Source organism: Arthrobacter sp. C9C5 (assembly GCF_013359735.1).
Classification (GTDB): Bacteria; Actinomycetota; Actinomycetes; order Actinomycetales; family Micrococcaceae; genus Arthrobacter.
Genome location: NZ_JABFMX010000045.1, coordinates 1 through 1,518, shown reverse-complemented (window position 1 = coordinate 1,518; position 1,518 = coordinate 1). Strand labels below are relative to the sequence as shown.

1 protein-coding gene and 1 pseudogene are annotated in these 1,518 nt (G+C 71.1%); both read right to left on the bottom strand.

All coding sequences use genetic code 11. The features are described 5' to 3' along the window. Positions 1-124: 124 nt before the first annotated feature. Positions 125-1,270, bottom strand: coding sequence for an XdhC family protein (locus HNO80_RS17735; protein ID WP_175324167.1), 1,146 nt, complete (start codon positions 1,268-1,270; stop codon positions 125-127). A 10-nt stretch (positions 1,271-1,280) separates the two neighbouring features. Beyond that, positions 1,281-1,518 (bottom strand): annotated as a pseudogene (locus HNO80_RS17730) (SRPBCC family protein); the annotation flags it as partial.

The following is a 1,518-nucleotide window of genomic DNA, read 5'->3' as shown; positions in this document are numbered from 1 at the left end:
TGAGCCCGCTGCCGATCGAAAACGTCCGGCTGGAGGACGCTCCTGAGGCCCTTGAGCGCCTGGCCCGGCGCCATGTTCGGGGGAAGATCGTGGTGCAGCTGGAGGGTTCGTAGCCGGGCTGCCGCTAGGCCTCCTGCTGCTCGCGGTTCTGCTCGTCGTGGTGGATTCGCTCGTCCAGCTGCCGCAGCGGCTCGCCGCTGCCGCTCCACTGCTTGGCGATGATTTCCGCGGCGATGGACACCGCCGTCTCCTCCGGGGTCCGTGCGCCGAGGTCCAGGCCCACGGGGCTGTGCAGCCGGGCCAGTTCGGCCCCGCCCAGTCCCGTCTCGCGCAGCCGCCGGATCCTGTCCTCGTGGGTGCGTCGCGACCCCATGGCACCGACGAAGGCCACCGGGCGTCCGCGCAGGGCCACCGCCAACAGCGGAATGTCGAATTTCGGGTCGTGTGTGAGCACACAGATGACGGTCCGTTCATCCACCAGTCCCTGCTCCTGTTGCCGGGAAAGGTAGCGGTGCGGCCATTCGTTGATGACCTCGGCGGCGTCGGGAAACCTGGCCGGCGTGGCGAACACGGCGCGGGCGTCGCAGACCGTCACCCGGTAGCCCAGGAAGGTCCCGAGCCGTGCGAGTGCGGAGGCGAAGTCGATTGCCCCGAAAACGAGCATCCGCGGCGGCGGGGCGTAGCTGGTGAAGAAGACCCGCATCCCGCTGTCCAGCCGCTCCCCGTCAGGACCGTAGCTCAGGATGCCGGTCCGGCCCGCGGCCAGGTAACCCTGGCAGTCGTCGCCGACGGCGAGGTTGGCCCGCTCGGAACCCAGGTTGCCCTCGAAGCCGCCCGGCCGCACCACGAGGTGCCGTCCCAGCCAGTTGCCGTCCGGGTGCTCGATCACCGTGGCAACGCCTACCCGCCTTTCATCTTCGATGTCCTGCCGCACGCCGTCGAGCTCGGCGAAGCGCTGCTGCGAGACCGGCTCGACGAAGATGTCGATGATGCCGCCGCAGGTGAGCCCGACGGCGAACGCGTCGTCGTCGCTGATCCCGTACCGCACCAGCACCGGGACGCCGTCGTCCTTGACCTGGGTGGCCAGCTCGTACACGGCGCCCTCGACGCAGCCGCCGGAAACCGATCCCACGGCGGCGCCGCCGGCGGTGACCAGCATCGACGCGCCCGGAAGCCGCGGGGCGGACTTGAAGGTGTTCACCACCGTGGCCAGACCTGCAGTCTTTCCCTGCCGCCAGTCCGGCAGGATGGCCTCCAGCACGTCCCGCATCGATGTCTCCCTAGAGCCTTCCGCAGAGCCGGAGCATCCGGAAGGCCGACCGCCGGCCCGCCCAGTAGGCCACGCAGGCCACTGCCGCGACCAAGCCGAGGACCTTGCCGGGGCTGGAGAGCTGGTCGGCGGCGATGCCCTTCGCGAGACTGAAGGCGTCGAGGCTGCCCGACGGCGGCGACGACGGCGACGCGGGCGGCGATGGCGGCGTGCCGGGGCCCGCGGGCGAGGGGGCTGCTGGCGGGGCG

What these genes read in the sequence shown, in the direction of transcription:
- HNO80_RS17735 (WP_175324167.1), bottom strand. Translation starts at nt 1,270, where the DNA reads ATGCGGGACGTGCTGGAGGCCATCCTGCCGGACTGGCGGCAGGGAAAG.